This window comes from Devosia sp. (assembly GCF_028290645.1).
Classification (GTDB): domain Bacteria; phylum Pseudomonadota; class Alphaproteobacteria; order Rhizobiales; family Devosiaceae; genus Devosia_A.
Map to the genome: position 1 here is coordinate 1 of NZ_JAQGJL010000047.1, position 3,792 is coordinate 3,792.

Below are 3,792 nucleotides of genomic sequence, written 5' to 3' on the forward strand. Positions count from 1 at the left end.
CCCCTCCCCTCAAGGGGGAGGGGAGCTCATCCAACATTCCCGCAACCCGTTCGACATTTACGCCGCGCGGTTTAATGTGCCCCATGCAGGCAGAACATGCCTCGGTCCTGGGAGGGGCAGCATATGCGGGAGGAATTCGATCACATCGTGATCGGAGGGGGAGCGTCGGGCTGCGTGGCGGCGGCGCGGCTGGTGACCGATGGCGACCGCAAGGTCCTGCTGCTCGAGGCCGGGCACTCACACCATCATCCGCTGCTCGACATGCCGCCGGGGATCTTCAAGCTGATCAACGGCTCCAAGTACATGACCTATCACCACACCGTGCCGCAGGAGCATCTCAGCGGCCGGGTGCACGATATCCCGCAGGGCAACGTGCTGGGCGGCGGCACCTCGGTCAATGCGCAGGTCTATATGCGCGGCCGGCCATCGGACTATGACGAATGGGACCAGATCCTGCGCGGTAACAATGACGGCGCGCCCTGGGGCTGGTCGAGCGTGCTGCAGCACTTCCGCCGCATCGAGGGCAACAACCGGCTGAGCAACGAATATCACGGCAATGACGGCCCGCTGCTGGTCTCGGATCCCGGGCACATCGATGACGTGTCGCGCTGGTTCGTCCAGAGCGTGCAGCAGATGGGCGAGCCTTTCACCAGCGATTTCAACGGCCTGACCCAGCGTGGCGTCGGCTTCTACCAGTTCATGAACCGCAAGGGGAAGCGCTCCAGCGCCGCCTACGCCTACATCGAGCCGCTGAAGGACGACAAGCGGCTGACGGTGCGGCTGCGCTCGGCGGTGCAAAAGATCAACATCGAGAACGGCCGGGCCGTCAGCGTCACCTACCGCGATGCGTCGGGGGCCGAGCGCACCGCGCACTCGAAGGGCGACATCGTCCTCAGTTCCGGCGCGCTGGTGACGCCCAAGCTGCTGATGCTGTCCGGCCTCGGTCCGGCAGAGCAGTTGCAGAAGCACGGCATCGACACGCTCGTCGATCTCCCCGGCGTCGGCCGGAACCTCATTGACCACCCCGAAGTGCCGGTGATCTCGGTCGCCAACGGGCCTTACGGCTATTTCCGGCAGGGCGTCGGCTGGCGCATGCTGAAGAACGGCCTCAACTTCAAGTTGTTCGGCAATGGCCCGATCCTCTCGGCCGGTTTCGAGGCCGGCGCCTTCATCAACCCGATCGATCGCGACGCCCCGCCCTCCATCCAGGCCTTCTGTGTGCCCATCGTCTATCTCGACCGGGACCTGTTGAAGGTGTTCGACGACACCTACGGCGTCACCATCACCACCGTGCTGGTGAAGCCGAAATCGCGCGGCTATGTCGAACTGCGCTCCGCCGACCCGGCCGACATGCCGCTGGTCTCGCCGCATCTGCTGCAGCACCCTGACGACATGAAGATCATGGTCGAGGGCCAGCGCTTCTTCCGCGACGTGCTGCTGAGCGGTCCGCTCGGCAAGCGGGTGGAAAAGGTCATCGCCCCACCGGGACCGGACCTCGGTGATGAAGCCATGGCCGAGCACTGCAGGCGGTTCGTCAAGACCAACTACCACCCGGCCAGCACCGCGAGGATGGGGGCCGATGGCGATCCGATGGCGGTGCTCGACGCCCGCCTCAGGGTGCGCGGCGTCGACAACCTCCGCGTCTCGGACATGTCCGCCGTCCCCAACATCAATGCCGGCAACACCACGGCGCCGGCAATGATGCTGGGCGACCGCTGCGCCGACTTCATCCTCGGCCTTGACCGGCCGTCAACTGCGACATCGCATTAGGGAGAGCCCAATGATCTTCGATCTGTTCCGTCTCGACGGCAAAGTTGCGCTGGTGACCGGCGCGACGCGCGGCATCGGCCTCGGCATCGTCGAGGCGCTGACCGACGCCGGCGCGCACGTGATCCTCTCCTCGCGGGTCCCCAAGCCCGACGTGGTGGAGCGCTTCAAGGACGCCGGCCGCAAGGTGGACTACCTCCAGGGCGACGTGCAGGACCCGGCGGTGCCGGCGCAACTGATCGCCGAAGCGGTGCGGCTCGGGGCAGGGCGGCTCGACATCCTCGTCAACAATGCGGGCGTCGCGCAGCATGGCGAAACCCACAGCTTCCCCGCCGAGCAGTATCGCCGGCTGATGGACATCAACCTTGACAGCGTATTCCGGGCCTGCCAGGCGGCGCTCGGCCCGATGCGGGCGCAGAAGGACGGCGTCATCCTCAATATCGGCTCGATCTCGGGGCTGATCTCCAACATCCCGCAGCCGCAGGCAGCCTATAATGCGTCGAAGGCCGCCGTGCACATGCTGACCAAGAGCCTCGCCTCCGACTACGCCGACGACGGCATCCGCGTGAACGCCATCGCCCCAGGCTACATCACCACCGACATGACCAACGGCGGCCTCAACGACCCGGTATGGGGCCCGGTCTGGCGCGACATGACCCCGATGAAGCGACCGGGCTCCGCGATGGATATCGGCGCGGCGGCGCTCTACTTGTGCTCACCGGCGTCCGGGTATGTGACAGGCGAGGTGCTGGTGGTGGATGGGGGGTATACGGTGAGGTAAGGGCGGCAGATATCAACTCGGTGCGAGTTGACCCCCACCCCTGTCCCCCTCCCCCTCAACAGGGGGAGGGCGACGTACCCTGAGATCCCAGGTTTTTGGTCTCCCTCCCATTCTTAGGGGGAGGGGACAGGGGTGGGGGTCAACCCGCACAAGGTGTAAGGCCCGAGCCCCACGCCGCTACCCCCCCGTAACACTCATATGCCTGCTCAGCGCCGGCGCCGTGTGATCCCGATCCAGCACGAAATCGTGCCCCTTCGGCTTCAGCAGCATCGCCCGATCCAGTTCCGCGTCCAGCGCACCCGGCCCGCCTTCGCGTATCGCCGCCCGCAGATCCACCATGTCGTCCTGCCCCAGACACATGTAGAGCTGGCCCGTTGCCGTCAGCCGCACGCGATTGCAGCTTTCGCAGAAATTGTGGCTCATCGGCGTGATGAACCCGACAAGGCCGTTGGTCTCCGTCACATAGTCGTAGCGCGCTGGACCACCGGTCCGGTGGCTGGTCGGCTCGAGCGTGTATTTCGCCTGCAGCCGCTCGCGCAACTCCTTCAGCGGCAGATAGGTGTCAACACGGTCGATGCCGACTTCCCCCAGCGGCATCCCCTCGATCAGTGTCAGGCCGAAGCCCCGGGCGTGCGCCCAGTGCAGCATCGGCTCGATCTCGTCCTCGTTGACGCCGCGCATCGCGACCATGTTGATCTTGATCTTGAGCCCGGCCTCGGCCGCGGCGTCGATCCCGTCGAGCACGTCGGCAATGCGGCCGCGCCGGGTGATCTCGGTGAAGCGGGCTTCGTCGAGCGTATCGAGCGATATGTTGAGCCGCTTCACCCCGGCGCGCGCGAGACCCCCGGCATGTTTCCTGAGCTGGCTGCCATTGGTGGTGAGCGTCACCTCCTCGAGCCCTTGCCCGAGATGGCCGCCGATCTTTTCCACCAGCTCCATGATGTCGCGCCGCACCAACGGTTCGCCGCCCGTGAGCCGCACCTTCTTCACCCCGCGGGCGACGAAGGCCGAGACGATCGTGTCGATCTCCTCGAAGCTCAGCACTTCGTGCTTGGGCAGGAACGTCATGTGTTCCGACATGCAGTAGACGCAGCGGAAATCGCAGCGGTCGGTGACCGACACGCGCAGATAGCTGATCCGGCGGCCGTAGCGGTCGATCAGGGGGCGCGCCCCCGTCGGCTCGATATTGGGCTGTTCGAACAGCGTCAGTGACATTCGTCTTTCTACCGCACTGACCCCGCATC

At 65.7% G+C, this 3,792-nt stretch carries 3 protein-coding genes; 2 read left to right on the forward strand and 1 reads right to left on the reverse strand.

What is annotated here, in order from left to right; genetic code table 11:
* Nucleotides 1–123: 123 nt before the first annotated feature.
* Nucleotides 124–1,770: a GMC family oxidoreductase N-terminal domain-containing protein gene (locus JWQ89_RS02585; protein ID WP_299638160.1), complete on the forward strand. Its 1,647-nt coding sequence runs from the start codon at nucleotides 124–126 to the stop codon at nucleotides 1,768–1,770.
* Nucleotides 1,771–1,780: 10 nt separating this feature from the next.
* The gene (locus tag JWQ89_RS02590) at nucleotides 1,781–2,548 is read left to right on the forward strand and encodes an SDR family oxidoreductase (protein WP_299638162.1); all 768 of its coding nucleotides are present in this window, start codon (nucleotides 1,781–1,783) and stop codon (nucleotides 2,546–2,548) included.
* Nucleotides 2,549–2,725: 177 nt separating this feature from the next.
* On the opposite strand, the gene moaA is transcribed toward JWQ89_RS02590, so the two are convergent.
* Nucleotides 2,726–3,763: a GTP 3',8-cyclase MoaA gene (gene moaA, locus JWQ89_RS02595; RefSeq protein ID WP_299638164.1), complete on the reverse strand. Its 1,038-nt coding sequence runs from the start codon at nucleotides 3,761–3,763 to the stop codon at nucleotides 2,726–2,728.
* Between the last annotated feature and the right edge of the window lie 29 nt (nucleotides 3,764–3,792).

Excerpts from the sequence above, each read along its gene's own strand:
- JWQ89_RS02585 (WP_299638160.1), top strand. The coding sequence starts at position 124 with ATGCGGGAGGAATTCGATCACATCGTGATCGGAGGGGGAGCGTCGGGC.
- JWQ89_RS02590 (WP_299638162.1), top strand. The coding sequence starts at position 1,781 with ATGATCTTCGATCTGTTCCGTCTCGACGGCAAAGTTGCGCTGGTGACC.
- moaA (WP_299638164.1), bottom strand. The coding sequence starts at position 3,763 with ATGTCACTGACGCTGTTCGAACAGCCCAATATCGAGCCGACGGGGGCG.